General features: G+C 70.4%; 25 protein-coding genes and 1 pseudogene. 14 read left to right on the forward strand and 12 right to left on the reverse strand.

What is annotated here, in order from left to right:
- Positions 1–1,455, reverse strand: coding sequence for an MFS transporter (locus OHA61_RS27405; RefSeq protein WP_406305256.1), 1,455 nt, complete (start codon positions 1,453–1,455; stop codon positions 1–3).
- A gap of 781 nt (positions 1,456–2,236) precedes the next feature.
- On the opposite strand from OHA61_RS27405, the gene OHA61_RS27410 reads away from it, so the two are divergent.
- From OHA61_RS27410 to OHA61_RS27435, 6 genes are all read left to right on the forward strand, one after another.
- Positions 2,237–2,731 carry a RidA family protein gene (locus OHA61_RS27410; protein WP_406305257.1) on the forward strand — a complete coding sequence of 165 codons (495 nt, stop codon included), beginning with the start codon at positions 2,237–2,239 and terminating at the stop codon, positions 2,729–2,731.
- Between the two features lie 12 nt (positions 2,732–2,743).
- The gene (locus OHA61_RS27415; protein WP_406305258.1) at positions 2,744–3,412 is read left to right on the forward strand and encodes an NAD(P)-dependent oxidoreductase; all 669 of its coding nucleotides are present in this window, start codon (positions 2,744–2,746) and stop codon (positions 3,410–3,412) included.
- Positions 3,409–4,263 carry an SDR family NAD(P)-dependent oxidoreductase gene (locus tag OHA61_RS27420; RefSeq protein WP_406305259.1) on the forward strand — a complete coding sequence of 285 codons (855 nt, stop codon included), beginning with the start codon at positions 3,409–3,411 and terminating at the stop codon, positions 4,261–4,263. The genes OHA61_RS27415 and OHA61_RS27420 overlap by 4 nt, the downstream gene beginning before the upstream one ends.
- 183 nt (positions 4,264–4,446) lie before the next feature.
- Entirely contained in the window at positions 4,447–4,845 is a 399-nt protein-coding gene (locus tag OHA61_RS27425; RefSeq protein WP_406305260.1) for a YybH family protein, read from the forward strand.
- Positions 4,846–4,950: 105 nt separating this feature from the next.
- The gene (locus OHA61_RS27430) at positions 4,951–5,676 is read left to right on the forward strand and encodes a tyrosine-protein phosphatase (RefSeq protein ID WP_406305261.1); all 726 of its coding nucleotides are present in this window, start codon (positions 4,951–4,953) and stop codon (positions 5,674–5,676) included.
- 51 nt (positions 5,677–5,727) lie between these two features.
- Positions 5,728–6,603 carry a glycosyltransferase family 2 protein gene (locus OHA61_RS27435; protein WP_406305262.1) on the forward strand — a complete coding sequence of 292 codons (876 nt, stop codon included), beginning with the start codon at positions 5,728–5,730 and terminating at the stop codon, positions 6,601–6,603.
- 24 nt (positions 6,604–6,627) lie between these two features.
- Here the strand turns inward: OHA61_RS27435 and OHA61_RS27440 are convergent, their stop codons facing one another.
- The 3 genes and pseudogenes from OHA61_RS27440 to OHA61_RS27450 form a co-directional block, all read right to left on the reverse strand.
- Positions 6,628–7,122, reverse strand: a complete 495-nt coding sequence (locus tag OHA61_RS27440) for an SRPBCC family protein (RefSeq protein WP_406305263.1) — start codon at positions 7,120–7,122, stop codon at positions 6,628–6,630.
- A complete protein-coding gene (locus OHA61_RS27445) occupies positions 7,103–7,456 on the reverse strand; it encodes an ArsR/SmtB family transcription factor (protein ID WP_406305264.1) in 354 nt (117 codons plus the stop codon). The genes OHA61_RS27440 and OHA61_RS27445 overlap by 20 nt, the downstream gene beginning before the upstream one ends.
- A 100-nt stretch (positions 7,457–7,556) precedes the next feature.
- Positions 7,557–7,670, reverse strand: a pseudogene (locus tag OHA61_RS27450) (LysR family transcriptional regulator); the annotation flags it as partial.
- A gap of 123 nt (positions 7,671–7,793) precedes the next feature.
- Here OHA61_RS27450 and OHA61_RS27455 point away from each other — a divergent pair.
- Positions 7,794–8,951, forward strand: a complete 1,158-nt coding sequence (locus OHA61_RS27455; RefSeq protein ID WP_406305265.1) for a serine hydrolase domain-containing protein — start codon at positions 7,794–7,796, stop codon at positions 8,949–8,951.
- A gap of 56 nt (positions 8,952–9,007) precedes the next feature.
- The gene (locus OHA61_RS27460) at positions 9,008–9,283 is read left to right on the forward strand and encodes a DUF2277 domain-containing protein (RefSeq protein ID WP_389372239.1); all 276 of its coding nucleotides are present in this window, start codon (positions 9,008–9,010) and stop codon (positions 9,281–9,283) included.
- Here the strand turns inward: OHA61_RS27460 and OHA61_RS27465 are convergent.
- The 5 genes from OHA61_RS27465 to OHA61_RS27485 form a co-directional block, all read right to left on the reverse strand.
- Positions 9,237–9,896, reverse strand: a complete 660-nt coding sequence (locus OHA61_RS27465) for a VTT domain-containing protein (protein ID WP_361909580.1) — start codon at positions 9,894–9,896, stop codon at positions 9,237–9,239. The genes OHA61_RS27460 and OHA61_RS27465 overlap by 47 nt on opposite strands.
- 222 nt (positions 9,897–10,118) lie before the next feature.
- A complete protein-coding gene (locus OHA61_RS27470) occupies positions 10,119–10,577 on the reverse strand; it encodes a DoxX family protein (RefSeq protein ID WP_361909583.1) in 459 nt (152 codons plus the stop codon).
- Between the two features lie 57 nt (positions 10,578–10,634).
- Positions 10,635–12,701 (reverse strand): FAD/NAD(P)-binding protein, encoded by a 2,067-nt coding sequence (locus OHA61_RS27475; RefSeq protein WP_406305267.1) that lies wholly within the window; start codon positions 12,699–12,701, stop codon positions 10,635–10,637.
- A 96-nt stretch (positions 12,702–12,797) separates the two neighbouring features.
- Positions 12,798–14,495 carry an alkaline phosphatase D family protein gene (locus OHA61_RS27480; protein WP_406305268.1) on the reverse strand — a complete coding sequence of 566 codons (1,698 nt, stop codon included), beginning with the start codon at positions 14,493–14,495 and terminating at the stop codon, positions 12,798–12,800.
- 93 nt (positions 14,496–14,588) lie between these two features.
- Positions 14,589–15,242 carry an HNH endonuclease family protein gene (locus OHA61_RS27485; RefSeq protein WP_324979258.1) on the reverse strand — a complete coding sequence of 218 codons (654 nt, stop codon included), beginning with the start codon at positions 15,240–15,242 and terminating at the stop codon, positions 14,589–14,591.
- Positions 15,243–15,408: 166 nt separating this feature from the next.
- Between OHA61_RS27485 and OHA61_RS27490 the strand changes: the two genes are divergently transcribed.
- Positions 15,409–16,149 carry an ABC transporter permease gene (locus OHA61_RS27490; protein WP_406305269.1) on the forward strand — a complete coding sequence of 247 codons (741 nt, stop codon included), beginning with the start codon at positions 15,409–15,411 and terminating at the stop codon, positions 16,147–16,149.
- Positions 16,150–16,417: 268 nt separating this feature from the next.
- Positions 16,418–17,002 (forward strand): TMEM165/GDT1 family protein, encoded by a 585-nt coding sequence (locus OHA61_RS27495; protein WP_406305270.1) that lies wholly within the window; start codon positions 16,418–16,420, stop codon positions 17,000–17,002.
- 42 nt (positions 17,003–17,044) lie between these two features.
- Here OHA61_RS27495 and OHA61_RS27500 read toward each other — a convergent pair whose 3' ends face one another.
- Together OHA61_RS27500 and OHA61_RS27505 are read right to left on the reverse strand one after the other, a co-directional pair.
- Entirely contained in the window at positions 17,045–17,722 is a 678-nt protein-coding gene (locus tag OHA61_RS27500; RefSeq protein WP_406305271.1) for an HAD-IA family hydrolase, read from the reverse strand.
- 120 nt (positions 17,723–17,842) lie between these two features.
- A complete protein-coding gene (locus OHA61_RS27505; RefSeq protein WP_406305272.1) occupies positions 17,843–18,640 on the reverse strand; it encodes a peptidoglycan-binding protein in 798 nt (265 codons plus the stop codon).
- A 258-nt stretch (positions 18,641–18,898) separates the two neighbouring features.
- Between OHA61_RS27505 and OHA61_RS27510 the strand changes: the two genes are divergently transcribed.
- Entirely contained in the window at positions 18,899–20,950 is a 2,052-nt protein-coding gene (locus OHA61_RS27510; protein WP_406305273.1) for a DHA2 family efflux MFS transporter permease subunit, read from the forward strand.
- A gap of 194 nt (positions 20,951–21,144) precedes the next feature.
- On the opposite strand, the gene solA is transcribed toward OHA61_RS27510, so the two are convergent.
- Entirely contained in the window at positions 21,145–22,287 is a 1,143-nt protein-coding gene (solA, locus tag OHA61_RS27515; protein WP_406305274.1) for an N-methyl-L-tryptophan oxidase, read from the reverse strand.
- Positions 22,288–22,558: 271 nt separating this feature from the next.
- Here solA and OHA61_RS27520 point away from each other — a divergent pair, with 271 nt between their 5' ends.
- The 3 genes from OHA61_RS27520 (at position 22,559) to OHA61_RS27530 (ending at position 25,370) form a co-directional block, all read left to right on the forward strand.
- Positions 22,559–23,533: a BTAD domain-containing putative transcriptional regulator gene (locus OHA61_RS27520; RefSeq protein ID WP_406305275.1), complete on the forward strand. Its 975-nt coding sequence runs from the start codon at positions 22,559–22,561 to the stop codon at positions 23,531–23,533.
- A 143-nt stretch (positions 23,534–23,676) separates the two neighbouring features.
- Entirely contained in the window at positions 23,677–24,099 is a 423-nt protein-coding gene (locus OHA61_RS27525; protein WP_406305276.1) for a type II toxin-antitoxin system RatA family toxin, read from the forward strand.
- Between the two features lie 26 nt (positions 24,100–24,125).
- Complete coding sequence (locus OHA61_RS27530) at positions 24,126–25,370, forward strand: aspartate aminotransferase family protein (protein WP_406305277.1); 1,245 nt, start codon at positions 24,126–24,128, stop codon at positions 25,368–25,370.
- Positions 25,371–25,396: the final 26 nt, after the last annotated feature.

Here is a 25,396-nt window from a genome sequence, read left to right on the forward strand (position 1 = left end):
TCAGCAGCGACGGGTCTGGTACGGCACGGGGGCGGGGTGCGGTTCCGTCGGTGTCGGGCACCGGCCCACGGCGACGAGGAAGGTCAGCACGATTCCGCCCGCCACGACGAAGAGCGCGGTGCTGATCCCGTCGGCGGTGGCAACGCGAAGCTGTTCACCGGACAGGCCGTCGAGGCCTGCCGTCGCCACCAGGACGAGGATGGCGAGGCCGACAGCCGCTCCCGCGCCTGAGCCGGTGGAGGCAATGCCGGAGGCGATGCCTTGTTGTCGGTCGGGGACTCCGGTGGCGGCGGCGATGAACATGGTCGTGAAGACCACCCCGTCGCCGATGCTGAGCGCCACGAGGCCGGGGACGAGTTCGACGTATGTGCCGTTCGGCGAGATCGCGAGGCCGAGTGCGAGCGCACCGAGCGCACCGACGGCGAGGGCCGCGGCCAGCGTGCGCCTGAGACCGAACCGCGTCACGAACTGGCCCGCGGTTGTCGAACCGGCCACCACCACTGCCGTGGGGATGAGGAATCCGGCGCCGGTCTGCAGTGCGTCGTAGCCCAGAATCTCCTGGAAGTAGAGGGACAGGAAGTAGAGCACGGAGCCGAAGGTCGCCATGAACATGAACGCGATGACGGTGCCGGTGACCAGGTTGGGGTTGGAGAGCAGCCGGGGTGGCATGAGCGGGTCGTCGCTGTGCCGCTCGATGATGACGAAAGCCCCGATCAGCAGCAGGCCCGCCACTGCGCTGACCAGGATGCCCGGCGAAAGCCAGCCCAGTCCCGGGCCTTGCACGAGGGCGAACACGATGAGGGTGACGCCGAGAGTGACGCTGAGCGCACCGGGGAGGTCGAACGTGCGGCCCTTCTCGCGTTCACCGTCCCGGGGGATCAGTACGAAGGCGAGCAGCAGCGCAGGGCTGGCCAGGGCGACGTTGACGAGGAAGACCGCTTGCCAGCCGAACGCCTGCGTCAGCAGACCGCCGAGCAGCACACCGATGACGAGTCCTGCCGCGCCCGACCCTCCCCAGATTCCCAACGCACGGTTACGGGCGCGGCCTTCGGCGAAGGTGGTGTTGATGAGTGCCAGGGTGGTGGGGAAGACGAGGGCTCCGCCGAGCCCTTGGAAGGCGCGGGCGGCGAGGAGCATTCCGGGGCTGGACGCGAGTCCTCCGGCGAGTGCCGACCCGGCATAGAGCGCGAGGCCGGTGGCCAGGATGCGACGTCGTCCGAGCAGGTCGGCGGCACGCCCGCCGAACAGCAGGAAGCCGGCCGAGGCCACTGCGTAGGCGCTGATGACCGACTGGAGCGTCTGCGCTGAATAGCCGAGGTCGCGTGCGATGTCGGGGAGTGCCACGACCACGATGTACTGGTCGAGCGAAACGATCAGCATGGCGAAGGACAGCAGCGCCAGCATCGCTGTCTCACGGTTCCAGCCGAGGCTTCCGGGCGCTGATGGTGTCTCCATGGGGCCCACGGCAGCACTCCTGATGATCGGCCGAGTCTGCGCATACGGCCTGCCGGGAAAGTCCGTCTGATTCGGGGCGGGCGGGAGGGCGGGCCACGTCGGGAAAGGGACGGTTGGCCAAGACCCTATACAGCTCGCCCTGACCGATCCCGTCAACGACCCACGCTTGTCGGACGGCGCACTGACGACGGACCACATGCGTACCCCGCGCGGTTCGACGGACCGCCGCCGCCCGGTGGACGCCGCCACCCGTTCGGATGTGCGTCTGTTGCCCGGCACGGCCGGGGCCGGTCATATGTGACTGTGCCTGCCGATGATCGGCCGCCGTCGCCATGACTCATGCCGCAGCTCGTGCTGCCCCAGGAAGGTCTTCCACCGCAGCGCCGTCTCCGTACCGCCCGCGAAGCTGACCGTCGCGCATGTGGTGACCGGCCGTCGTTCGGCGCCGGACTCGGTATCCCGGTCTCAAGCCGCAGATCCGCGGGGCCCCCGCTGCCCGGTTGGAGGGCTGCCTGTTCCTCCAGGGTGTGGCCCACGGTGACCTGACTGATTCAGCAGATCAAGGGCTGTTCGCAGGGTGCGCGCAAAGTCGAGCCGCGCGGGTCGGCTTCGGGCCGGGCTTGACGGGGAGCTCATGGACCTCCCTATAGTGAACATTGTTCACGTGAACGACGTTCACTAAATGGGGAGGGCGACGACATCACCGCACGCCGTGACGAGCGGCGAAAGGCGCTGACCGCCTGTGCCGGAACGCCCTCCTGAATCCCAGAAGGAAACAGTCATGCCCATAAAACGCGTCAATCCCCCCGCCGTGCACAGCCCGTCAGGGATGGTCAGCCAAGTCGTCACCACCGACGGCGAGCCGCTGGCGCATCTCTCGGGCCAGGTCGCCTGGGACGCCGACGGGCGGCTCGTGGGGCCCGGGGACCACGAGGCCCAGGCCACCCAGATCGCCCGCAACATCGAAGCGGCTCTCGCGGCGGTCGGCGCCACCCGGCACGACATCATCAAGGAAACCGTCTACGTCGTGGACTACCGCCCCACACTGCTGCCCGCGATCTTCGGGCCGCTGCGGGCGGGCATCCGGCAGGCGCCCGCCAGCACACTGGTGGGCGTGCCCGCCCTCTTCGCACCGGAGTATCTGCTCGAGGTCGAGGTGGTCGCCGCTTTGCCGACGGCGCGCGCGGTGCGGGTCCCCACCGGCGAGAACGCCCTACGCCCCGTGCCGGCCACCGGCAACCGCCCCGCCGGGGCAGAATCCGACCGTGAGAACTGAGGAACTGCCACCGTGCGTCTCTTCGTCACAGGAGCCAATGGCGGGATCGGCCGCCAGGTCGTATTCCGCGCGCTGTTGAGCGGTCATCGCGTCACCGCGTTCGTCCGGCGGGCGGAAGGTTTGCCGCCTGATCCACGTCTGACGGTGGTGACGGGGGCGGTCGCGGACGAGCCCGATGCCGTGCGCAAGGCGGTCCCCGGACATGATGCCGTCATCTGCGCCCTCGGCAACCCGCTGTGGCTCAAGGGCCGCAAAGGACCGGCGATCGTTGCGAGGGCGACCGGACATCTGGTGGCTGCGATGCGCGACGGCGAAGTGGAACGGATCGTGATGCCCCTGGCCTGGGGCGCGGGCGCGAGCCGCCACGGGGCGTCCCCGCTGGTCCGGACAGCGACCCGAGTGTTCATACGGCGTGACTACCGGGACTTCGACGCCGCTGAGCGGATGCTCGAGGAGTCCGAACTCAATTGGACGGTCGCGTACTTCGGCGCCCTGACCGACGCGTCGGCCGGCGCGCACTGGTCGGCGTCCGCGGAGATCCGCACCCCGGCGAACCTCGCGATCTCACGCGCGGACGTGGCCCAGTTCCTGCTCACCGCGGCCGAACACAATGCCTTCGCCCGGGCGCGCGCCGTGCTCAGCGGGCCTTCCGACGACCGGAAGGGAGCGGTCCCGCGATGAGCAGCACCGCGGCCGGCAGCGCCCTCGGCACCGTCGTCATCACCGGAGCCAGCTCCGGAATCGGCGCCGAGGCCGCCCGGCAACTCCACCGACAAGGCGCCCGGGTGATCGCCGTCGGCCGCGACCCTGCGAGGACCCGCGCCTTGGCGGGCGAGCTCGGAATCGACGGCCTCACGGTGGACTTCGCAGATCTCGCGGACGTCCACCGGCTGGCCGACGCCCTGCGCTTGCTGGTGCCCCGGATCGATGTGCTCGCGGCGAACGCGGGAGGCATCCCGCGCGCCCGCGGCGCGACGGCGGATGGCATCGAGCCCGTCTTCCAGGTCAACGCGATCGGGCCATGGCTGCTCATGCCCCTCCTCGCCCCCCTGCTGGCGGGAGGACGGGTGGTGGCGACGTCCTCCCGCTCCCACACCGGGGCTTCGCTCACTGGGGGCACGGTCGCGGCAGCCGCGGCCGGCGCCTCGGGCCTGAGTGCCCACAAGGTCTATGCCCGGGCCAAACTGGCTGCCGGGATCCTGCTGCGCGAATTCGGCCGCCGCCACCCGGAGATCACGGTCGCCACCTTCCATCCGGGCATCATCGCCTCCGACTTCGGCCGCTACATGGGCCCTGTCGGCACCCTTCTCAAGACACTGGCCCGGCCCTTTCTCGACAGCCTGGCGGACGGCGCGCACCGTCTGGTCCGGCTCGCCACGACGGCGGATCCCATCGAAGAGGCCTACTTCGTCCGTAATCGCCCGGCGCCCGGCTCGCCACAGCTTCACGACCCGGCGCTCGGCGCCGAACTGTGGGCGCTGGCCGAGCGCCTCACCGCCCACCACGGGCTGGGCCCCGTCCAGCCGTCATGAACCGCCGGCGCCGAGGCAGTCATGCCGCGTTCGACGCGGGCGCCGGCGCGGGCTGCCGCGTTGTTTCCTCGGCTGTCCGGAGAGGGTTGGGAGCGCGCGATGAGTTCCGGTCGTCGCTGCAGTCCATACTGTGTACGCACTCGAAGAAGCCCGCCCACGGGCGGCATCCTGGAGGGCGCAGCAATGGTTGACGATGCCACGCAGATCCGGACATTGATCGAGCGCTGGGCGCAGGCTGTGCACGCCGGTGATCTGGATGGTGTTCTCGCTGATCATGCCGAGGACATTGTGATGTTCGATGTGCCGCCGCCGAATGACGGGGTGCGGGGCATCGGCCCCTACCGGGAGACCTGGCCGCCCTTCTTCACCTGGCAGCGGAAGGGCGCCTCCTTCGAGATCGTCTCGCTTGAGGTCACGGCGGGCGACGACGTCGCCTTCGCGTACGCGTTGCTGCGCTGCGGCACTCCCCAGGAGCTGCATGAGGACCCCGAGAACCGCCTGCGCCTGACGCTCGGGCTGCATAAGGAACGCGGACGCTGGGTCGTGGTGCACGAACACCATTCGTTCCCGTCCAAAGACTGACGGAAGCGGATCTAGTTGCGCTTGAGCACGCCAAGGGCTCGTTGACAGTGGCCAGTTGGCGCTCCACCGGCCGGTGAGTGCGGGGGAGTTCGTAGGGTGTCCGACGTGAGACGACAGATAGATTTCGAGCGCCTGCACAACTTCCGCGACCTGGGCGGCTATCGCACCCACGACGGCCACACCGTGCGATGGGGCCGCCTGTACCGGTCCGACTCGCTCTCCAAGCTCCGGGGAGACGACTGGGACCGCTTCCTGGCCCTGGGCGTGCGCACGGTGATCGATCTGCGCTACCCGTGGGAGATCGAGGCCAAGGGCCGGGTACCCGGAGCCGACGGGCTGACCTATGTCAACCTCAGCGTGGAGCATCGCCCTTACGACCAGGCGGAGATCGACCCCGGCCTCGACCCCTGGCGCTTCCTCGCCGACCGGTACGCGGAGGTCGCGCTCGACGGCGCCGGGGAACTGCGGCAGGCGCTCGAACTCATCGCCGCCGAGAGCGCCCCGCAGGTCTTCCACTGCGCCTCGGGCAAGGACCGCACCGGGCTGCTGGCCGGCCTGGTGCTCTCGCTCCTGGGTGTGGACGAGGACGACATCGCCGCGGACTTCGCACTCACCGAGCTGGCCACGGACCGCCTGATCTCCGACTGGGAAGCGGCCAACCCGACCCGGACACTGAAGTGGCCCGGCTACGGGCGAGCACCGGAGGAGATCATGCGGCTGTTCCTGTCCGACCTTGCGGTCACGTACGGCTCGGTGCGCGAGTACGCGGTCAAGCAGCTCGGCGTCGACGAGGCCTTGATCTCCCGACTGCGCGCGCGGCTGCTGAGCTGAGCCCTTAGCATCGTCCCTTCTGCCGGCCCCGAGACTGGGAGTGATCTGGACGTGACCCGACCGCGCGTGGGTGTGGCCGTACTGACCATGGGAACCCGGCCCGCCGAACTGCGGGCCCTCCTCGATTCGGTGGCCAAGCAGGGCGAGCCCGCTGCCCGTGTCGTCGTGGTCGGCAATGGCTCACCCCTGCCGGAACTGCCCGACGGGGTGGAGGGAGTGGAGCTTCCGGAGAATCTCGGGGTCTCCGGTGGCCGGAATGTCGCGATCGACCGGCTCCGTGAAGCCGGGGACGTGGATGTCCTTGTGGACCTGGACGACGACGGGCTCCTGATCGACAACGACGTGTTCACACGGATCGCCGATCTGTACGCCGCCGACCCCGGGCTCGGTATCGTCAGTTTCCGTATCGCCGACGAGACCGGCTTCACCCAGCGGCGGCACGTGCCCCGGCTTCGAGCCGGCGACCCGATGCAGCGTGGGCTGGTGACCACGTTCCTGGGTGGCGGCCATGGCCTGTCGATGCGGATGCTCGACGGAATCGGCGGCTGGCCCGACCAGTTCTTCTTCACGCACGAGGAGACCGACCTCGCCTGGCGGGCGCTGGATGCGGGCTGGAAGATCCTCTACGAGCCGGATCTGGTGCTCCAGCACCCCCGCACGTCCCCGGCCCGCCATGCGGACTTCTATCGCATGACCGCCCGTAACCGCGTCTGGATGGCCCGCCGCCATCTGCCCGCCCCGCTCGTGCCGGTCTATCTCGGAACATGGATCGCGCTCACACTGGCCCGAACCCGTTCACTGGCCGGTCTGCGGGCTTGGTTCGGCGGCTTCGCGGAGGGTGTGCGGAAGCCTTGCGGACCGCGCCGCCCCATGCGGTGGCGCACTGTCCGGCGCATGACTCGACTCGGCCGTCCGCCGATCGTCTAGACGGTGCGAGGCCGATCTCCGCCCTCAGGCCATCGCCCGCAGGTGCTCGTCGAGGCGTTCGTACGTCTCGACCACTCCCGCCTCCATGCCCATGCCCATGGCAATGGCTCCGGCGAGGACCTCCGCCGAGGGCCAGACCGAGGTGCTCGTCAGGGTCGTCCGGCCGTCCTTCTCCTCGAAGGTGAGGGTGGTCAGGACCGCGGGGCCCGGCATCTGTTCGAAGATTTCCGTGTAGACGATGCGCTCCGGCGGCACGATCTCCTTGTACTCGCCCGAGAACACGACGGCGTTTCCGTCGGGTCCCGTCTGGCCCCAGCGCCACGCGCCGCCCGGGCGGAAGTCGATCTCGCAGACGGACGTCGTGAGCGAGCGCAGGCCGTACCACTGGCGGACGTGTTCGGGCTTGGTCCAGGCCTCGAACACGAGGCTGCGCGGGGCGTCGAAGACGCGTGTGATGACGAGCTCTCGGTCCGACGGGGTCGTCAGCGTCGTCGGGTGCTCACTGGCTTTCGATGTCATTGTTCCGCTGCCTTTCCTGAAGATCGATCAGGTACTCGTCGAGCTGGCCGAAACTCTCCTCCCAGAAGCTGCGGTAGCGCTCCAGCCACACGGTGACGTCTTTGAGCGGGCCGGCCCGCAGATGGCAGGGCCGGTACTGGGCGTCACGGCCCCTTGTGATCAGGCCGGCGCGTTCGAGCACCTTCAGGTGCTTGGAGATGGCCTGCAGGCTGATGTCGAACGGCTGGGCCAGCTCGTTGACCGTCGCCGCGCCGTCGGCGAGGCGCGCCAGGATGGCCCGGCGGGTCGGGTCGGCGAGGGCGCCGAAGGTGGTGCTGAGCGGGTCGTCTGGCATCTGTAATCAACCATCTAGTTGTTTAACCGATAGGTTGAGCATGCGCCTCGCGCCATGCGCTGTCAAGCCCCGTCCCGGGTCGTCGGCGAGGCCTAACGGTTCAGTTCGACGTCAGCGACTCGCGCACGCAGGCCCGCAGCCACGCGTGCGCCGGATCCGCGTCGTTGCGCGGGTGCCACGCCAGGCCGAAAGGCAGCGTCGGCAGGGAGAGCGGGGCTCGACATGGACCTCGGGCGAGCCAGTGTCGATCACGCCGTGAACTGCCGGACGCGGCAGGCGGCGTGGCGTATGTTGCGGGCGACGCGCGGAACGTACAGCGGATCACCGGGGAGGACGCATGACCGCCGAAGCCGGCGTGCAGGGGAACGTGGCCGAGGGCTTCGAGGCCGTACGGGAGGAATTCGCCGCCCTGCTCGACGAGGGGATCACCACGTCCGGGGTGCAGCTCGCGGCCTGTGTCGACGGGCGGCAGGTCGTCGACCTGTGGGCCGGGGCGGGCATGGAGTGCGACTCGCTGACCGCCGTCTACTCCGTCACCAAGGGCGCGGCGCATCTGATCGTGGCGCTCCTGGTGCAGGAGGGAACGCTGGAGCTGGACCGTGAAGTCGCCCACTACTGGCCACAGTTCGCGGCCGAGGGCAAGGGTGCACTCACCCTGCGGCAGCTGCTCATGCACCAGTCCGGGGTGATCGGTGCGGACGGCGGCTTCAGCAAGGCGGAGCTCGCGGACGACCGGCTGATCGCCGAACGGCTGGCGGGTCAGCGCCCGTTCTGGGAGCCCGGCACGGCGTACGGCTATCACGCCCTCGTGATCGCCGCCCTCACCGGTGAGGTGGTGCGCCGGGTCACCGGGCAGTCGATCCAGGAGCTCTTCGAGGAGCGGATCAGGGTTCCGTACGGTCTCGACTTCTACCTCGGCCTGCCTGAACCGCTCGAGGCGCGCTGGCTCGACGTCCAGCCGATGGAGCCCACGCGGGAGCAGCTCGCCGATCTCGTGGCCAATGCGCCGGCGCGCGACAGCCTGATGGGCATCGCCTTCAACGCCCACGCCAAGCCGCCGACGGACCTGGTGCGCTTCGCCAACAGGCGTGACGCGCGCGCACTGGGCCAGGCGTCGGGGGGCGGGGTCGGGAACGCGCGGGGTGTCGCCGGGATGTACGCGGCCGCCATCAGCGAGACCGGCGGCCGGGCACCCCTGCTCAAGCCGGACACGATCGCGGAGTTCGGCCGCCTGCACACCGTGGGCACGGACGTGGTCACCGGCGACGTGGACCAATTCGGCCTCGGCTTCGAGGCGATGGGCGTGCGGTATCCGTTCCTCGGCCCGGACGCCTTCGGCCACAGTGGCGCGGCGGGCGGTATGGGTTTCGCCGACCCGGCATCCGGCGTCGCGTACGGCTATGTGCGCCGGCGCTTCGCCTACCCGCCGGGTGGTGGAGCCGCGGAGAACGACCGTCTGGCGCACGCGGTGGTGCGGGCGGCGGCAGGGGTCTGACCAGCCCAGAGGCGCTTTCGCGGACGACTGTCACACCCACGAGGCACACTGAAGACATGTGCCGCAGTATCAAGACTCTCCGCCCGCCCGTCCTCCCCGAAGAGGCCACGGAAGAGGACATCCGCGCCGCCTCCTTGCAGTACGTACGCAAGGTGTCCGGCTTCCATGTCCCCGCCGCGCACAACCGAGAGGTCTTCGAGCAGGCCGTCGCCGAGATAGCCGAGGCGACCCGCAAGCTGCTCGAAGGGCTCGAGGTGCGCGGTTCCGGTGGCAGCCGGACAGGGACTAAGCGGCAGGCTCCGGAGCCGGTTCCCGCTTCGGGCGCCGCATGACGTAGGACGCCAGCGCGCCCGCCGCGAACAGCGCCAGTACGGACACGGCCGCGCCGACCCAGGTCGCGCCCAGCCAGTGGCCGCCGAAGTAGCCGAGGCCGACGCTGTAGCCCGCCCAGGCCACGCCCGCCAGGGCGGACCAGGGCAGGAAGTCCCTGGCCTTGCGGTGGGCCGCGCCCGCGCCCAGTGAGACGACCGAGCGTCCCGCCGGGGCGAAGCGTGCGATGACGACGAGGGCGCCGCCGCCCCGGCTGAGAGCCCAGCCAAGACGTTCCTGCGCGCTGGTCAGCTTGCGGGAGCGGGCGATGGCACGGTCCAGCCGGTCGCCGCCGCGCCAGGCGAGGCGGTACGCGACGAGGTCGCCGAGTACGGAAGCGGTGGCCGCGCACAGGACGAGGGCAAGGAGCGAGGGCACCTCGTGCGGGACCTGCCCGGCCGCGCTCTGGACGGAGCCGCCTGCCGCGGTGGTCGTACCCGCGGCGGCCGCGGTCGCGGCCGTGATCACCAGGACTCCGCTGGGGAGCACGGGCAGGAAGACATCGAGAAGTACGGACAGCGCCACTACGGCGTAGATCCATGGGCTGCCGGTCAGCGACCCCATACTCTCGAGCACCCGAACTCCCCGGTTTCGTGAAAAGGCCGCGACGTCGCAGGGGAGCGGCAGGGGCGGCAAGTACAGCTGTACAGCGTACGCCTGGGGTTCGGCTCGAGGATCGCCAGGGTGAGGGATGTAGTGATCGTCACGTGTCGGCCAAAACGGAACGCCCGGATCCTCCTCAAGGGGACCCGGGCGCTCCGGAATTCGACCTGGCCGGACCTGGATCTGGTCCTGAACCTAGACCGCGACCGGGGCGGACTGCTCCGTGCGCTCCTCGTCCGCCGCCCGGCTCCCGCCGCGCGCGAACAGCCGGTCCAGCGCCAGCGCGCCGGGGCCGGTGAAGACCAGCAGCAGGAAGGCCCAGCAGAACATCACGGCTCCCTCGCCGCTGTTCTGAATCGGGAACAGGCCCTTGGGCTGGTGGGCGCTGAAGTACGCGTACGCCATCGAGCCCGAGGCGACGAACGCGGCGCTGCGGGTGCCGAGGCCGAGCAGCACCAGTGCGCCGCCGACCAGTTCGATCACGGCGGCGTACCAGTCGGGCCAGGTGCCGGCCGCGACGGTGGTGCCGCCGAGCAGGCCGAAGAGCGAGCGGGCGCCGTGGCAGGTGAAGAGCAGGCCTACGACGATGCGGAACAGGCTGAGCACGTACGGCTGGGCCTTGTTGAGCCGGGTGGACAGCGAGGGGTGTGCCATGGGGGCTCCTTCGGTCTGGGGACGTGAACCGACGAGGGGGCCTCAGGTTAGGCAGACCTAATCAATGCTTGCAAGTTCAACTTTCGACCGGAGGTCGATTTCCGCCGGGGATTCCGTTTCGCTGCCCGTCCCGCTGTCTGTTGCGCACTCCTTGGGCCCTCGGAGGGTGCGCAGCGCGGCGCGTGCCACCGCGTCCGCGTCCGAGAGCGTCACCGAGTCGACGCCAGGCCTGGCCCCGGCCGCGGTCACCCAGTGCACGCCTTCGGTGGGCACGCCGATCGCGAAACGCCGGGGGTGCGGGCGGCCCTGACGGTTGATCAGACGGTACGGGCGCTGCGTTACGTCCAGCCCTCCGGTTTCGTAACCGTCGATCGCGTGCGGGCGGCACTGGCCCGTCTTCATCAGCCGGCCCAGCAGCTCGTCGCAGGTCCGTCGCAGATCCGGCTCCGGCAGTCGCGCCTCGATGAGCGTCGTCGCCGTGACGAGCGATCCGGGCACGTCGGGCGACTCGGCGGTGAAGACCCCGTCCGCTGTCCCGAAACATGTGCGCGGGCCGACCACATCCAGCACGCCCGCCTCGATCAGTGCCGTCATCTCCTCGATCCGGCGGCGCGGAGGGCCGATGGAGAGGAAGGCGTTCAGCGGGGTGTACCAGCGGTCCAGGTGGTCACGCCGGGACGTGCCGGACAGGCCTGCGTGGTCCACGATCAGCCGCAGTTCGTTGCGGAGATCGCGCAGTACGTCGAGCGCGGCCTTCAGCGGGCCCGCGACATTGCCGAGCGCGGCCTGGGCGGCGTCCTGGCGCAGATGCGCCAGGAGCCAGCCGCGGTGCTCGGCGGGGGTGTTGAAGCTCTGGCCGTCGTACGGGCGCGAAACGCGGTCCCAGGACCAGCGGTCCGCGCGCGCGACCCCGAACTCGTCCAGCACGGCGGTCTCCTGGGGGCTGCCGTGCGGGGCGTCGAGATAGCGGGAGCGGAAGTCGCGGGGCACGAGGCCGTCGGCGCCCGCGAGCAGCGCCTCGTAGTGGACCGTCTCCACCTCCTTGGCGACCAGCGGCCAGATCTCGGTCAGGAACTCCGGTGGATCGCCCTCGTCCGCGCGCTTGCGGAAGACCGCGATCACGTCCGGGGTGAGAAGGAGGGGTTCGTGCCGGGCCGATGCGCCTTTGGCGTTGTCGCCGCGTGCCTGGTACGGGACGCCGCGCCGCGATCCCGCATGCATGCGCGGCTCGCGGCCGGAGGGACGGTAGACCAGCGTGCCCCAGCCGTCGCGTACGAAGGTCCCGCCGCGGCCGGTCGTCAACAGGGCCATGTGATCGAAGAAGTTGAGGCCGAGGCCCCGCAGTAGGACCGATTCGCCGGGAGCTATGGCGGAGAGGTCGAGGTCGGCGGGGTTGGCGGGCTTGTAGTAGCGCAGGCGGGGGTGGCGAGAGGCGTACGCGGCGAGATGTGCCTGGGCCTGGCGGGAGACCACGGGCAGATGTCCCTGGGCGAGGATCACCGCGGACAGGCCGGTGAGCGTGGTGTCGTCGTCGAGTGTGAGTGTCTGCCGCGGCGCTGCCCGTCGCCCGACCCCGCCCCCGTCATCGCCGCCAGCAGCCTCGTGCACGGCGCCGACCCCGGCCGCGTCCTGCGCCGCCTCGTCCCGGTCGTCCTCGAGCCGTATCGCCCGCGCTCGGTGGACCCGGACCGTCACCGTTCCCGGGGCGGCGTCCGCCGTCGTGCGGAACGCCCACTCCAGATAGCGCCCGTAACAGGCCCGCGTCGGATAGTCGTCCGGGCCCAACTGCTCGTCCGTGTGCGCCGAAGCCCACTCGTACAGGCTCGGACCGGGTCGTATCGGACCTTCGCAGACAACGCTGTCATCCGTGAACAGAGTGACCTGCGAGGCCACCGTGTTCATCAGCAGCTCCGCCGGCTGGTCGGTGCGCCACACCCGGCCCGGGCCCGGCGGTGCGGGGTCGACCAGGTGGACCGTCAGCGGCGTTCCGGGGGTCAGCTCGGGCGCCGAGGCGCAGAGCCGCTCCAGGACGGAGGTGCCGCGCGGGCCGGCCCCCACGACGGCGATGGCGCGGGCGCCGGAGGGGGGAACTGCGGACCATGCGTCGTCGCGTACGTCGGACAAAACGGGAACTCCCGGTGCATGTGGGGTGCTTGGAAGCGGAGTGTCCGGCTCATCATGCCGGGGCCGCGCCGGGAGTCGAACCCCTGGGGCGGAGGATCACCCTCCGCTGTGGGAAGGATCACGGTGCGCGGTCAGCTCCCGCTCCTCCGCCGTGACCAGCCGCGCACCACCGCCCGGACCCGCGCCCTGACCGGCTCCCACCGCCCGCGCCTGATCGAGCCGAAGGCCCGCCGAGCGCCCGCGCAGCGTCAGCGTCATCAGCTGATTGCCGAACCAGGGGCCGCCCGTTCGCCCCCAGTGGACGCTCGGCCTGCCCGCTCTGCCGTGCCGGGCCAGGGCATGACCGAGCCGCCGTCCCGTCCGGCTCCAGCCGAAGCGGAAGCCGAGCTGTACGGAGCGGGGGATGGAGTTGTGCACGGGCGAACAGGTCAGTTGCAGCACCCGGGCGACGGGCGCCTCGCCGGGCCACTCGGGTTCGGCGACATACGCATGGTGGACGTCGCCCGACAGCACGCACACCGTCGCCGGCGCGTCCGGGCCGCTGCCCGCCTCCGCGATAAGCCGCGTCAGCTTCTCGAAGGAGTCGGGGAAGGCGGCCCAGTGCTCCAGGTCGGCGCGTCTGCGCAGATCCTCGCCGAAGCGCGCCCAGCGTGCTCCCCGCTCGCCCCGGCACAGCGCTGCGTTCCAGCTCTCCGCGTCATGGATCAGGGGCGGCAGCAGCCAGGGCAGCGAGGTGCCGATCAGGAGATGGTCGTACGAGCCCCGTCCGGCCAGTGTCTGTTCGCGCAGCCAGTGGGCCTCGTCGGGGTCCAGCATCGAGCGCCCCTGCTCGTCCAGGACCCGGCCCGCCCGGGTGTCCACCATCAGCAGCCGGGTCCGGCCGAAGTCGCGGCGGTAACTCCAGCGCACACAGGCCGGGTCGGCGTCCGCCTGCGCGGCGAAGTTCCTGAGCAGGTCGGTCCCGTCGGGCGCTGCCCGCACCGCCGCGTACAGCTCGTCCGACTCCAGCTCCGCGGGGGAGAGATTGCCCAGGTGCTGATAGACCCAGTACGACATCAGTCCGCTGACGATCCGCTCCTGCCACCACGGCGTCCGGCGCATCTCGGCCAACCAGGACTCACTGGTGTTCCAGTCGTCTATCACGTCGTGGTCGTCGAAGATCATGCAGCTGGGGACCGTGGAGAGCAGCCAGCGCACCTCGGGGTCGAGCCAGGACTCGTCGTAGAGGTGGGTGTACTCCTCGTAGTCGGCGACCTCCGCGCCCGGGGGCTCGCGCAGATCCCGGCGGGCCGCGAGCCATGCCCGGGTCGCCTTGGACGTCGCGTCCGCGTACACCTGGTCGCCCAGCAGAAGCAGCACGTCGGGGCGCTCGGCAGCGGGTTCGGCGGCGAGCTTGACCGCCAGGGTGTCCAGCGCGTCCGGGCCGACCGGGTCGTGCTCCCCGGCGGGCGCGGCCGACCAGCGGCACGAGCCGAAGGAGATGGTGACGCCGTCGCAGGGCACATCGGGTGTACGGATCGTGCTCGGCGGGAAGCCGGAGCCTTCGACTGGCCAGACGCGGCGGTCGTCCAGCAGTACCTCGTACGCGGTCGTGGTGCCGGGCGTCAGCCCGGTGACCGGGACCAGGGCGTAGTGGTGCCCCGCGATCTGGAACGTGCGCGCGGTGCCCTGCGCGCCGTCCGCGCACCGGACCTCGGCCGTGCACGGCCGGTCGGCCTCGACCCAGACGGTCGCGCTCCCGCCGGTCTCCCAGTCGACAAACCGCAGTAGTGGTCCCAGGCGCAGGCCCGCCATGTGTGCCCTCCTCTGTCGCCCCGTACGGTACGGAACGACAGAGGTGGGCGGCCAGGTTCCGGCCGTGATCGTGGCCGAACCGTCAGGCGCAGGTCAGCAGCCGTTCAGGACGCTCTGCAGCGCGCTCTTCTCGGCCGAGTCCACGGACAGGTTGTAGTAGTGCTTCACGTCCACCCACATCCGCACGTACATGCAGCGGTACGAGGTGCGCGAGGGCATCCACTCCGCCGGGTCCTGGTCACCCTTGGCCTGGTTGACGTTGTCGGTGACGGCGATCAGCTGCGGACGGGTGAGGTCGTTGGCGAAGCCCTGGCGCTTGGACGTGGTCCAGCTGTTGGCGCCGGACTTCCATGCCTCGGAGAGCGGCACCACGTGGTCGATGTCGAGGTCGGAGGCGAGGGTCCAGGTGGCACCGTCGTACTCGGAGAACCAACTGCCGCTGACGGCCGCACAGCTGGAGTCCTGGACGACGTTCGTGCCGTCGCGCTTGAGGACGACCTCACGGGTGTTGCAGGTGCCCGACTGAGTGATCCAGTGCGGGAACTTGTCCCGGCTGTAGCCGGTGGAGGAGCCTTCCGCCTTCACCGTCAGCTGGCTGAGGTAGGTACGGGCGGTGGAGGCGCTGACCGGGGTGGGCGGGGAGGCCTGAGCCGCGGGGGCGGTGGCAAGCAGGCCGGTCACGGCGAGAGCGGAGGTTGCGGCGAGTACGGCTATTCGGCGGGCGTTACGCGCGTAGACACCAGGCATGCGAACTCCTTTGATGTGGGGGGAGCTTGGCCGTTCGGGCGTGGCCATGCTGGCGGCGCCAGGTTTCCATGGGGGGTGCGCCAGGTAACAGGGTGACGACATGGGCACGTCAGATCAAGGTTTCTGACGCCCCGGCATACACCTTGTTACGTCGTAGGGTTGCCGGGTGCTGCTGACGGTCAATGTCACCTTCGGGGTCGTACTCGCCGTGCTGCTGGCCGCGGCGGCCACCGTGGCCGCCGTCGCCCACCTGGGCCGGGCACGCGAGATCGCCGTGGCCGGCGTGCGCGCGGCGGTCCAACTCGCCGTCGTCTCCCTGGTGATCCGCTGGGTCGTCGACTCCCTGCCGCTGCTGCTCGCGTTTGTGCTGCTGATGTACGCCGTCGCCGTACGCACAGCGGGCCGGCGCATCACCAAGAACGGCACCTGGTGGTGGGCCTGGCTGCCGATCGCCGCGGGCGTCGCGCCCGTCGTCTGCTCCCTGCTCCTCACCGGTCTCGTTCCGCTCAAGGGCATCGCGCTGATCCCCGTCACGGGGATCCTCATCGGCGGCGCGCTCACCGCGACCGTGCTCGGTGGGCGGCGGGCGCTCGACGAGCTGGGGCTGCGGCACGGAGAGGTCGAGGCGGGGATGGCGCTCGGGCTGCTGGATCGCGACGCCCGGCTGGAGGTGGCGCGCCCGGCCGCGTCCGACGCGCTGTTGCCCGGGCTGGATCAGACCAGGACCGTGGGCCTCGTCACGCTGCCCGGCGCGTTCGTCGGCATGCTGCTCGGCGGGGCCTCCCCGCTGCTGGCCGGGGCGGTGCAGCTGTTTGTGCTGGTCGCGCTGATGGCGGTGCAGGCGGTGGCGGTCTCGCTGGTCCTCGAGCTGGTGGCGAGGGGGCGGCTGTACCGGGATCCGGCGTGACGGGGGTGTGCGGGGTGGGCCCGGCCTGTGCCGGGGGCGCTGCCGTACCCTGAAGGGAGCAGAAGGGGAGTAGCTCTTCGCCGGAACGTCGACATACTGCCGGGCCTCGTGCCCGGCCGGCGCCCGGAGGCGGCCTCGGTGAGGTCCGTCAGCGAGACCTTCGGCCGCAGTGCCCATGTACGTGTTCATGGCGCTGCCGTGCCGAAGCGACCCCTGAAACGCTCAGGACTCTCGGCAGGGCAGCGCCCGACCGATTGAGGAATCACCCGTGATCAGCTTCACCGTCATGGCGATCACCTTCGGCGTCGTCTTTCTCGCCGAACTGCCCGACAAGACCGCGCTCGCCGGTCTGATGCTCGGCACCCACTACCGCGCCTCGTACGTCTTCGCCGGTGTCGCCGCCGCCTTCGCCGTCCATGTCACGCTCGCCATCGCCGCGGGCAGCGTACTGACCCTGCTGCCGCACCGGCTGGTGCAGGCGGTGGTCGGGCTGCTCTTCCTCGCGGGAGCGCTGATGCTGCTCATGAAGAAGGACGACGGCGACGAGGAACACATCAAGGCCCCGGCGGACCAGTCCTTCTGGAAGGTCTCCGGGGCGGGCTTCATGCTGATTCTGGTGGCGGAGTTCGGCGATCTGACACAGATCATGACCGCGAATCTCGCGGCGCGCTACGACAGCCCCGTCTCGGTCGGGATCGGTGCGGTGCTGGCGCTGTGGGCGGTCGCGGCCATCGGGATCGTGGGCGGGCGGACGCTGATCAGGTACGTGCCGCTGAGGCTGATCACGAGGGTGGCGGCGGGGCTGATGCTGGGGCTGGCGGGGCTCAGCCTGGTGGAGGCGGTTGCGGGCTGACGCGGGCGGCTCGGGTGCGGGGGGCGCCTCGGTCCCCGCGCCTCAGGGGCCGACGGGGCTGAAAGCGAGGCGGATCAGGCCGTCCGGGTCTGCCGTCACCCGCAGGCCCGTCAGGTCCTCGACGTGGACGTCCGGGGACAGCGACTTTGCGCGCGGGCCCACGCCCACCACCCGCATGCCCGCCGCGCGTGCCGCCTCGATGCCCGCCTCGGAGTCCTCGAAGGCCACACAGTCCGCCGGGGCGAAGCCCAGTTCCGCCGCGCCCTTGAGGAAGCCCTCCGGGTCCGGCTTGCTGGCGCCGACGCGTTCGGCGGTGACGCGGGTCCGGGGCATCGGCAGGCCCGCCGCGGTCATCCGGGCCCGGGCGAGGGTCTCGTCCGCCGAGGTGACCAGGGCGTGCGGGAGACCGGCGATCGCGGCCAGGAAGGCGGGGGCGCCCGCGATCGGGACCACGCCTTCGGTGTCCGCGGTCTCCTGGGCGAGCATCACGCGGTTGTCGGCGTGGTTCTGCTCCATCGGCCGGTCCGGCAGCAGCGCCGCCATGGTGGCGTACCCCTGGCGGCCGTGGACGACCTTCAGCGCCGCCTCCGGGTCCAGGCCGTGCTCGGTCGCCCACCGGCGCCAGCAGCGTTCCACCACCGCGTCCGAGTTGACGATGGTGCCGTCCATGTCGAGCAGGAGGGCGCGGGCGGTCAGGACGGGCGGTGCGGTTGCCGGCATCGGCGTACTCCAGAGCGCGGGAAAAGAAAACAAGGCGGCTCCGCCCGCCGGTCAGGGAGTACGGGCGGAACCACTTTGTTCCACCACGATACAAAGCACGGGCTCCCGCGTCCACTCCGCCTAGTTCGTCTCCGCCTCCAGGGCCCGGCGTGTCTTCGGGCCGTAGACGCCCTTGGGGTCGCCCTTGACGTGCCGGGTGTTCTGGAAGGCACGCACGGCATCCGCCACGGACTGGTCGTACTCGCCGTCCATCGGACCGACGTACAGCAGCACCTCGGCCAGCCGCTGCTGCAGATCCACGACCGCCGCTCCGCTGTCCCCGCTGCGCAGCGTGCCCGAGACCTGCGTCTGGGGCGCCTGGGACACCGAGCCCGTGGTCTGCGCCGTGGACGACGCCGAATCCGCCGGTGAGGAGTCACGCGAGGCCGCCGAGGTCGCGGACGGATCCGCGGACGCCGTACCGGACGCCGAAGCCGACGCATCGGCCGAAGCGGAACCGGTCGGCTCGGATGTGGGTGCATCCGGCAGGCGGCTGACGGTCGGTGTGACCGTCCCCCTGTCCGGCAGAGCCTTCTCCTTGTCGTCGTCCCCGGAGAACAGGCCGCCGGCGAACGCCGCGGTCCCGGCCACCGTCACCGCCGCCGCGGCCACGACGAGCCCCTTGTACGACCGCTTGCGCCGACGATGGCGCACGGGGGTGAGGCCGGCCGGCGTGAGGTTCACCGGGTCGAGCATGTCCACGGCGAGGGTGTCCGGCCCGTCGTGCGGCGCGGCATCCACCACGCGCGGCAGCGGCACAGTCCCCCCGTCCGGCGCCACCCCGCTTTCGGCCACGTTCTGCAAGCTCACATACGGCCGTACGCGCAGCGGATCGAAGACCTCGGCCGTCGCGGAATCCGCCTCCCGCTCAGCCCGCACCGCGTCCGCGGCCCCCTCCGCACAGGCGCAGCCGGGCCCGGCTCTGCCCCCGCCATCTCGCGGAGTACCGCATTCAGGACACTGGTGTCCGGTCATCGCTGGATCCCTCCCCTTGCACTGCGAGCGATTATGCAGCCGCCCCTCGCGACGCCCAACAGCGCCCGCCCTCCCGGCCGCACACTCGGCAGGCCATAACCGGCCACACCCACCAGGATGGGGAGGAGAGTGGTCAAGAGCCCGGCGAGGAGTGAAAGCGGAATGGCTCAGGGGATGAGCACCGAGGCCGTGAGCCCGGCCCCCGGCGAGGGGCAGAACCGGCAGACGGTCATGGTCGCCATCGGTGCACTGCTCCTGGGCATGCTGCTCGCAGCCCTCGACCAGACGATCGTCTCCACCGCGCTGCCCACCATCGCCAGCGAACTCGGCGGCCTGAACCATCTGTCGTGGGTGGTCACCGCGTACCTGCTGGCCTCGACCGCCGCCACCCCCCTGTGGGGCAAGCTCGGTGACCAGTACGGCCGCAAGAAGCTCTTCCAGGCCGCGATCGTCATCTTCCTCATCGGCTCCGCGCTGTGCGGCGTCGCCCAGAACATGGCGCAGCTCATCGGCTTCCGCGCGCTGCAGGGCCTGGGCGGCGGCGGCCTCATCGTGCTGTCCATGGCGATCGTCGGCGACATCGTCTCCCCGCGCGAACGCGGAAAGTACCAGGGCCTGTTCGGCGCGGTCTTCGGCGCGACCAGCGTGCTCGGCCCGCTGCTGGGCGGCCTGTTCACCGAACATCTCAGCTGGCGCTGGGTCTTCTACATCAATCTCCCGATCGGCGTCGTGGCGCTCCTCGTCATCGCCGCCGTACTGCACCCCCCGGTCCGGCCGACCCGGCACACCATCGACTACCTCGGCACCTTCCTGATCGCCTCCGTCGCCACCTGCCTGGTCCTCGTCGCCTCCCTCGGCGGCACCACCTGGGCGTGGGGCTCGGCGCAGATCGTCTCCCTCGCCGCTCTCAGCGCCGTACTCCTTCTCGCCTTCGTGTACGTCGAGCAGCGCGCCACCGAACCGGTGCTGCCGCTCAAACTGTTCCGGATCCGCACCTTCCGGCTCGTTGCGATCATCAGCTTCATCGTCGGCTTCGCGATGTTCGGAGCAATGACCTATCTGCCGACCTTCCTCCAGGTCGTGCAGGGCATCTCGCCCACCCTGTCCGGAGTCCACATGCTGCCGATGGTGCTCGGCATGCTGATCGCCTCCACCGCGTCCGGGCAGATCGTCAGCCGCACCGGACGCTGGAAGATCTTCCCCATCGCGGGCACCGGCGTCACCGCCGTCGGCCTGTTCCTGCTCCACCAGCTCGACGAGTCAAGCTCCACCTGGGAGATGAGCACGTACTTCTTCGTCTTCGGCGCCGGGCTCGGTCTGGTCATGCAGGTACTCGTACTCGTCGTCCAGAACGCCGTCGGATACGAGGACCTGGGGGTCGCCACCTCCGGCGCGACCTTCTTCCGTTCCATCGGAGCCTCGTTCGGCGTCTCCATCTTCGGCACGATCTTCACCAGCCGGCTGGAGGACAAACTCTCCGACGCGCTCGCCGGACAGTCCGTGCCCTCCGGCACCGGGCCCGGGCAGCTGGCCGCCGACCCGCGCGCCATCGCAGAACTGCCGCCCGCGCTGCGGCCGTCGGTGCTCCAGGCGTACGCCTCGTCCATCACGGACGTCTTCCTGTACGCGGTACCCGTGGTGATCCTCGCCTTCCTCGTCTCCTGGTTCCTCAAGGAGGACAAGCTGCGCGGCTCGGTCACCGCGCCCGACCCCAGCGAAACCGTTGCGTCCAACCCGGTCGAGCGGTCCTCCCACGAGGAGGTGGCGCGGGCGCTGTCGGTGCTCGGCTCGCGCGAGGGGAAGCGGCGGATCTACGAGAAGATCACGGCGAAGGCGGGGTACGACATGCTGCCCGCGGCCAGTTGGCTGCTGCTGCGCATCCGGCGGCACGGCATGGTGCAGCCCGCGCTGCTCGCGGACACCACGCCGGTGCCGCTGCGGACCATCACCGAGGCCGCCCGCCAAGTGGAGGAGCGGGGCCTCGCCCGCCGCGAGGGGCTGCAACTGCTGCTCACCGACCGGGGCGACGAGGTCGCCGTCCGGCTGGCGAATGCGCGGGAGGAGTCGCTCTCGGAGCTGCTGGGGGACTGGTGGGGGCCGGAGCGGCCGACGGATCTGGTGCAGCTGGTGCGGGAGCTGACGGCGGAGCTGTGCGGCTCGGACGCGGAGCGGCCGTACGGCCGCCCGCCGCCGGGGGATCACCACGCTCCGTGACCGCCTCAACGGGTGCGCCTGCGGCGGGCCTTGTCCCCTACCCGCCCTCCCCCTACGGCCTGGCGGCCGTGGGAGGTACCCCCATCCCGAACCGGGGCAAGCCCCAGACCCCGAATGCGACCTTCGGCCGCATGTCCTCAAACGCCGGACGGGCTGAATACGGTCCGGGGGGCACCCGCACCCCGGATCAACGGTCAGGCGAACCGGTCGGGGGAGAGGAAGTCCAGCGGAACCCTCGGCGGCCGGGACTGGACGAGATCCGCCAGGGCCTCGCCGATGCCGGTCGCGTGCTGGAAGCCGTACGTGTTGTCGCCGCCCGCGACGATCACGCGCGGGTCACCCCCGGGGCGGCCGATCACGAACTGCCCGTCCGGGGTGCGGGTCGCCATGCAGACCGCGACCCGGGCGGGCACCGGTTCGAGGCCCGGGATCTTGGCGGGCAGCATGGCCGCCAGGTCCGACCAGTCCTCGGACGCCACCGAACGGTCGCTGTCGTCGGGGTCGATCGGCTTGGCCGACACACTGCGGTCCTCCAGGCTCAGCTGGATGTCGTGACCGCCCTCCATCCCGCTGCCCCGCAGCACCCGGACGTCGTCCAGCTCCCGTATGAATACGGGGAAGTTGTCCAGGGTGAAGCTGTCGTCCGGCTCCAGCTGCCGGAACCAGGTGATCGGCATGCGTACCGTCTCCAGAGGCAGCCCCGGTACGAGGGACGCCAGCCAGGAGCCGGCCGTCACGACGACCTGCCGCACCCGCACGGTCCGCTGCGCCGTGTGCAGGAGAACTCCGCCCGGCACCGGCTCGATCGAGGTGATCCGGGTGTCGGTGTACACGCGGGCGCCCGCGTTCCGGGCGAGTGCGACGGCGGAGCGGACGGCCCTCTCCGGCCGTACGATCCCGGCGGTCGGTTCCCAGACACCTATGTGGTGGTCCGGCACGGCGGTGTGGCGCGGGTACTGGAAGCGCAGGGCGCGGGCCGTGAAGGTGCGCACGTCGATGCCGTGCTCGCGGGCCGAGCGGAGGGTGCCGCCGGCGATATGGCCGTTCTCGGGGCCGATCAGGAGCCCTCCGGTGGGGACGAACAACTGCTCCTGTGCCGCGTCTTCGAGCTCCGACCACAGCTCACGGGACCGCTGTGCGAGCGGGACGAGCCGAGGGTGCTCCAGACAGGCGAGCCGGAACATCCGGGCCCCGCCGTGGGAGGAACCGAATGAATGACCCGGTGTGAAGCGCTCGAAGCCCAGGACGTCGACGCCCCGGGCAGCCAGTTTCCACAGGGCCGAGGCGCCCCAGGCCCCGAGTCCCACGACCGCAGCCTCAGCGTCCCACCGAGTCATGCCACTCACTCCCGCCCGTCGTCAGGTGCTCAGGGTCCACACCACCACGCGCCCCCGCGCGTATGCCTGAGTACCGGCTACTCACCTTGTGGCCGCCCCTGACCGCTTGGCCGTTGCCCTTCCGGAGGACCGTCAGGGGCCGGGTCGGGGCGCTGCGGAGCCGGGACGCACAAGAGGTTTGAGTACCTGAGTACTCATGAAGCCGACTCCCGGCGCGTGGTCAGCTCATGGCGCCGCGCGGTGCAGCGCGCGACGACCGGTGGAGGTTTGGATGCAATTCCGTGTACTGGGGACTCCCGAGATCTACGACGAGGTCAGACAACGGAGCGTCCAGCTGACCAGTCCCAAGCAGCGGGTGCTGCTCGGGGCGCTGCTGGTCCGGATGGGATCTCCGGTGCCCACGGAAGCGCTGATCAACGAGCTCTGGGGACGCAACGCACCGGACAAGGCCATCAACGCGCTGCAGGCGCACGTCTCCCGGCTGCGGCAGCAGCTGATCGAGGTGGAGCCCTCCCGGGCCAATACGCCGCGCCTGGTCGCGCGGGGTTCCGGTTATCTGCTGCAGGCGCGGCCCGACGAACTCGACAGTGTGCAGTTCCGGCTCCTGGTGGCCCGCGCCCAGCGGCAGTTGGAGTCGGATCCGCATTCCGCGTGCGTCCTGCTGCGCAAGGCCCTGAAGCTGTGGCGCGGACCCGCCCTGGCCGGCGGCTCGCACGGACCGCTGAGTGCGGGTGTCGCCGCGCGGCTGGAGGAGGAGCGGCTGCTCGCTCTGGAGGACCTGTGCGACGCCTCGCTCCGGATGGGCCAGCACCGCCAAGTGATCGCCCAGCTGGAGGAGTTGGTCGCCGACCACCCCCTGCGGGAGCGCTTTCGCGACCAGCTCGCCCTCTCGCTCCAGCGCAGCGGCCGGCCGGGCGAGGCGCGCACGGTGCGCGACACCGTACGGCGACGTCGCGCCGCCGAGGTCGGTACGGGCGCGGCGCCGGTGCTGACCGTGCCCGTACGCCAGATCCACGATGCCGGGAGCCGGTGGCAGACGCAGCCCGCGGTCGAGCACACGGCGGCGGAGGAGTACCGCGACGGCGACGCCCACCACCGCGAGGGTGCGAGCAACCTCGAACTGCTGCGGCTGCGACGGCGCGTCGACCAGCTGACCTCCGAACAGCACACGCTCCGCTCGGAACTCGACCGCCTCATGGCACTCGTGGAAGAGCGCGTCCCTGCCCGGCGCAGGGATTCCGCGTGAACTCCCGGTGCCGGACCGGGCCCGTTTGTCAGTCTGTCAATTGCGTGTCAGATATGGGCATTTGAATGCCCAGGTGAGTGGCGCGTCAAACTACGATGCGAATCGCTGATGAGCGGGAATTCAATTTCTGAGAGGAGATTTCCGTGGCCGTGCTGCACACGACTCACAAGAGTGCCGGGACACCGGACCAGGTGTGGAAGGTGCTTCTGGACTGCGAGGCGTTCCCTTCGTACATGGAGGGCGTCAATGAGGTGACCGTCACCGGCGAGGAGGACGGTCGCCGGACCAGTAGTTGGGTGGTCGAACTCAAGGGTTCCGAGATGGAGTGGGACCAGGAGGACGTCATCGACGCCGAGCGGCGGCGTCTGGAGTTCCGCCAGACCGAAGGGGATCTCGCCCACTACGAGGGCTATTGGCAGGTCGTCGAGGACGGCGACGGTGCTGTCGGCCTCGAACTGAACGTGGAATTCGACATCGGTCTGCCGATGGTTGCCGAAATGATTCATCCCGCGGTGGCCAAGGCGCTGGAAGGCTACCAGGCCGGAATTGTCGGCCAGAGCCTCTAGGACCAGAGCCTCCAGGAGGAGAAGCAATGAGTGACCTTCGCTCGGGTGACGCCAAGGAAACCTTCCGGCGCGTGAAGCGCCATTTTTCTCCGGCGCTTTCCGTGGCCGGTAAGTTCTCCGGGCAGGGTGCCGTCGAGTCCTCGGCGGACGGCTGCCGGGTGACCCTCTCGGACGGCCGGTCCGTCCTCGACTTCGGCTCGTACGCCGTCGCACTCCTCGGCCATCGCAACACGGCGGTCATCGACGCCGTACGCAGCCAGCTGGACGTGATGCCGGCGTCGACCAGGACGGTCCAGAGCCCCGTGTCGCCGATGGCCGCGGAGACCCTGTCGGAGTACTTCGGAGGAGTCCTCAACAGGGTCTTCTTCGGCTGCGGCGGCGCTGACGCCGTCGAGGTGTCCCTCAAGCTGGCCCGTATGGCCACCGGCCGGATGACCGTCATCGCGGTCGACGGAGCCTTCCACGGAAAGACCCTCGGCGCCCTCGCGCTGACCCACAACGAGCGCTTCAGGGCGGGCCTGGAGCCGCTGCTCCAGGGCGTCGTCCATGTCGACCCGGACGACCCCGAGGCGGTCGCGCGGGTCATCCGCGAACAGGACGTCGCTGCCGTCATCTTCGAGCCCGTACAGGCCGAGAACGGTGTGCAGGTGCTGGACGAGGCCGTCTTGGCGCAGTGGTGCCGCGACGCCCACGAGCACGGTGCCTTTGTCATCTCCGACGAGATCCAGGTCGGCCTGCGGCGGTGCGGCGCCAAGTCCGTGGCGCTGGAGGCAGGGCTGCCGGTGGATGCCGTACTGCTGGGCAAGCCCCTGGGCGGCGGCGTCGTCCCGGTCTCGGCCGCGGTGGGCAACGACCGGCTGTTCCAGCCCCTGCTGACCGATCCGATGAAGCACACCGCCACCTTCAGCGGCCATCCGCTGGGCACCGCGGTGATTCCCGTGGCCCTGGCCACCATCGAGCAGCACGCCGAGGACGGTGTCCGCGTCGCCGCGGCCATGGCGGAAGGACTCGCGCGGATCCAGGAGGAGCACAGCGACATCGTCGTCGCCGTGCGGGGCCGTGGACTGCTATGGGGCATCGACTTCCGCTCGCCGGAGCTGTCCGGCGACGTACTCGCGGGACTCGCCCAGAGCGGTCTGGTCGTCTCACCCTGCATCAGCCGTCCGACGACCGTGCGGCTGCTCCCGCCGATCGTCGCGACCGACGAGGACGTGAAAGAGGCGCTGTCACTGCTCGCCGGCGCGATCGCAAAGGCCGCCGCCGGCGCATAAGTGCCGCGGCACCGAACCGGACGAAT

The sequence above is a fragment of the Streptomyces sp. NBC_00885 genome, from assembly GCF_045207475.1.
Classification (GTDB): Bacteria; Actinomycetota; Actinomycetes; order Streptomycetales; family Streptomycetaceae; genus Streptomyces.

Coding starts and splice junctions, on each gene's coding strand:
- OHA61_RS27480 (WP_406305268.1), bottom strand. CDS start 14,495: ATGGCGGGCCTGCGCCTGGGACCACTACTGCGGTTTGTCGACTGGGAG.
- OHA61_RS27425 (WP_406305260.1), top strand. CDS start 4,447: ATGGTTGACGATGCCACGCAGATCCGGACATTGATCGAGCGCTGGGCG.
- OHA61_RS27510 (WP_406305273.1), top strand. CDS start 18,899: ATGGCTCAGGGGATGAGCACCGAGGCCGTGAGCCCGGCCCCCGGCGAG.
- solA (WP_406305274.1), bottom strand. CDS start 22,287: ATGACTCGGTGGGACGCTGAGGCTGCGGTCGTGGGACTCGGGGCCTGG.
- OHA61_RS27455 (WP_406305265.1), top strand. CDS start 7,794: ATGACCGCCGAAGCCGGCGTGCAGGGGAACGTGGCCGAGGGCTTCGAG.
- OHA61_RS27440 (WP_406305263.1), bottom strand. CDS start 7,122: ATGACATCGAAAGCCAGTGAGCACCCGACGACGCTGACGACCCCGTCG.
- OHA61_RS27445 (WP_406305264.1), bottom strand. CDS start 7,456: ATGCCAGACGACCCGCTCAGCACCACCTTCGGCGCCCTCGCCGACCCG.
- OHA61_RS27420 (WP_406305259.1), top strand. CDS start 3,409: ATGAGCAGCACCGCGGCCGGCAGCGCCCTCGGCACCGTCGTCATCACC.
- OHA61_RS27410 (WP_406305257.1), top strand. CDS start 2,237: ATGCCCATAAAACGCGTCAATCCCCCCGCCGTGCACAGCCCGTCAGGG.
- OHA61_RS27405 (WP_406305256.1), bottom strand. CDS start 1,455: ATGGAGACACCATCAGCGCCCGGAAGCCTCGGCTGGAACCGTGAGACA.
- OHA61_RS27500 (WP_406305271.1), bottom strand. CDS start 17,722: ATGCCGGCAACCGCACCGCCCGTCCTGACCGCCCGCGCCCTCCTGCTC.
- OHA61_RS27530 (WP_406305277.1), top strand. CDS start 24,126: ATGAGTGACCTTCGCTCGGGTGACGCCAAGGAAACCTTCCGGCGCGTG.
- OHA61_RS27520 (WP_406305275.1), top strand. CDS start 22,559: ATGCAATTCCGTGTACTGGGGACTCCCGAGATCTACGACGAGGTCAGA.
- OHA61_RS27460 (WP_389372239.1), top strand. CDS start 9,008: ATGTGCCGCAGTATCAAGACTCTCCGCCCGCCCGTCCTCCCCGAAGAG.
- OHA61_RS27485 (WP_324979258.1), bottom strand. CDS start 15,242: ATGCCTGGTGTCTACGCGCGTAACGCCCGCCGAATAGCCGTACTCGCC.
- OHA61_RS27470 (WP_361909583.1), bottom strand. CDS start 10,577: ATGGCACACCCCTCGCTGTCCACCCGGCTCAACAAGGCCCAGCCGTAC.